Origin of the sequence: Helicobacter sp. UBA3407, assembly GCF_949747025.1 — a bacterium.
Taxonomy (GTDB): Bacteria; Campylobacterota; Campylobacteria; order Campylobacterales; family Helicobacteraceae; genus Helicobacter_D; species Helicobacter_D ganmani.
Genome location: NZ_CATKCB010000033.1, coordinates 1 through 1,896, shown reverse-complemented (window position 1 = coordinate 1,896; position 1,896 = coordinate 1). Strand labels below are relative to the sequence as shown.

The 1,896-nt window shown below is 37.9% G+C and carries 3 protein-coding genes; all 3 read right to left on the bottom strand.

The annotated features are described in order from the left end of the window. A partial coding sequence (locus Q1553_RS00350) for a pilus (MSHA type) biogenesis protein MshL (RefSeq protein WP_300842654.1) occupies nucleotides 1–1,244 on the bottom strand: 1,244 nt, incomplete at its 3' end. Continuing rightward, nucleotides 1,245–1,532 carry a hypothetical protein gene (locus Q1553_RS00345; RefSeq protein WP_115551937.1) on the bottom strand — a complete coding sequence of 96 codons (288 nt, stop codon included), beginning with the start codon at nucleotides 1,530–1,532 and terminating at the stop codon, nucleotides 1,245–1,247. Nucleotide 1,533: 1 nt separating this feature from the next. Next, nucleotides 1,534–1,896, bottom strand: a 363-nt coding sequence (locus tag Q1553_RS00340; protein WP_300842653.1) for a hypothetical protein, incomplete at its 5' end; no start/stop codon positions are given.

The window sequence follows — 1,896 nt, the reverse complement described above, 5'->3', positions numbered from 1 at the left end:
TTGACGATAGAGCTTAGTTGATTGGTTGTAAGATTGGGCGGAGTGTCAAAGGCATTGCTTGGAATCTCGCTTTTGTTATCTTTGGTTTTGGTAATAGAGGGATTGATTTTGAGCATAATTTCCTCTCCAAACACTAAAGGCGTGATGTCCAAAAGCACGCCAGCAAAGATGCTTGGATATTCGTTATCGGTATTTGTGAGCGTGGTTTGCGCATTGGTGTTTTGATAAATATTGCTTTTCTTGTAGCGCAAAATATCGCCTACGCTAATCATTGCGGGTTGATTGTTGAGTGTAAGAACTTTGGGATTAGAGATAGATTGCACCTCCCCATAGGTTTTTAGAAACTCTACAATGCGCGTGAGACTTACGCCTTGCGAGAAAATATTTAACCCATAATGCAAACTGCGTCCGCTATCGCCACCGATGAGGTTTAGTCCGCTGACATTGCCCATTTCGCCCTTGCCTCCTAAGCTTGCACTCTCGCTAAAAGGCGGAATCACAAGATTTTGCAAATCATAAAGACTTTCCCAATTAATCCCCAAAGTCTGCGCGTTTTTGTGCGCAACGCTTAGAATATGCACATCAATTAAAACTTGTTGCTGCAAGCGTTCGTGTAGGTTTTGGATATAGGATTCTACCTTTTGGAGTGATTTTCTATCGCCTTTGACGCTGACTAATCCCGCGCCACGATTGATAATCACACGCCCTTCCTCTGCTTTGGCATTAATCATTGTTAAGATTTCTGTTTCAATCGTTTCCCAAAAATTAAATCCGTCTTCGCTTTTGATATTGATTCCAGACTTGCTTAAATTGTCCTCATCTCTTTGCGTATTGTAGTTGCTTTGCCGCTCCTCATTATTGATAGAAACAGAAGTATTGCTAATGCCTTGCCGATTCGTGCTTAAGTAGTTGATTTTGAAAGTTTTTGTTTCATTAATTTTAAGTCTTAAAATGTCCTTTTCAAAAGAATAATGCAAATTTGCCGCATTAAAAAGTAATTCAAAGATAAAATTCAAATCTTTGTCTTTAAAGTTAATCATAGAAAGATTTTGGTTGAGCCGCGATTCTATTGCGATTTCGTCCCAAACAACACTGAAATGGCACTCACTAGAAAATTCGTTTAAAACCTCACCAATTTTGATGGGATAATCTTGCAAAGAGAGATTAAAAAGGCGATTTTGGCACGCAAAAAGTGGAGCGAAAAGCAAAAGAAATAGGAGGCTGAATCGGTAAAGAAGTCGCATTTAGTTCCTTAATAGTTTTGATTTTTGTAGGCAAATTGTGCTTAAACCTTGCGTGGAGGATTCCTCCAAAATCACGCAGTTATTTTGGATTTTAAGAATCTTAAAGCGCATATTTTGCGCGTCAAAAGTTGTTTGTACCTTATACCATTTGCCATTGATATTGGCACGTTCTTTCATCAAACCATAGAGATTTAAGTCCTCATTACTTTGGGAATCTTGTCCATAGTAAAAGGGGTCAAATCCAGCACAAGCAGTGGTTAAAACGAGTATGAAGAAAAATAATTTCATTTTAATTCCTGTTGGGCAGAGGATTCTGTTTATGGAGTAGAATCTCTAAATAAAATTCCAAATGTTGCTTAAGGGCGTTGGGATAAAGAGAAAGAGACGAGATTTCTGAATAAGATTGTGCTTCTAGGCTTTCTAAAAAACTAAAAAAATCTGCATATTTTCCCTTTGCACTAAGCAAGATTTTTTGGTTTTCTTGTGTGAGCGTGAAGTCTTGTAGATTTTTAGAATCCGCAATTTGCGTCAGTGCATAGATGCTAGATTGATTTTGTAAGAGATTTTTTTGTTTGTCTTGTTGTGCAATTTTTTGTTCTAAGGCGTGGATAGAATCTTGTAAGGATTTTGTATCCTCAAAGTCTTGGGGGGC

Bases quoted from the DNA above. Each gene is read 5' to 3' on its own strand.
- Q1553_RS00345 (WP_115551937.1), bottom strand. From the start codon at position 1,532: ATGAAATTATTTTTCTTCATACTCGTTTTAACCACTGCTTGTGCTGGA.